Genomic DNA, 234 nt, shown 5'->3' with positions numbered 1-234 from the left:
ACCCCAGCCGTCGGTTCTGAGTTCGAAGCCTTCGCCGTTCTCTCCGCGTTTGTTGCGGTTTGAATCGACGATATGGCCGAGGTTGAGTTGGGATTTCTGATAGTCGGTGGCGAGTTTGATGTGTTCCTGACCTTGCAGGTCTTCCATCCTCAGTTTGTTGTTCGCCCAGGTACGGATGACGTTCCTTGTGTTCCAATCGGCGGGGATATGGTCGGTATGGGCACTGTCGTGCAT

At 54.3% G+C, this 234-nt stretch carries 1 protein-coding gene; it reads right to left on the bottom strand.

The window, feature by feature from the left end:
* A partial coding sequence (locus ACTHUG_RS11675) for a type VI secretion system Vgr family protein (RefSeq protein ID WP_440386934.1) occupies positions 1-234 on the bottom strand: 234 nt, incomplete at both ends.

It is taken from the genome of Neisseria sp. P0022.S009 (assembly GCF_051956675.1).
Taxonomy (GTDB): domain Bacteria; phylum Pseudomonadota; class Gammaproteobacteria; order Burkholderiales; family Neisseriaceae; genus Neisseria.
The sequence above is the reverse complement of the archived record's forward strand: the minus strand, read 5'-3'. Positions and strand labels throughout refer to the sequence as shown.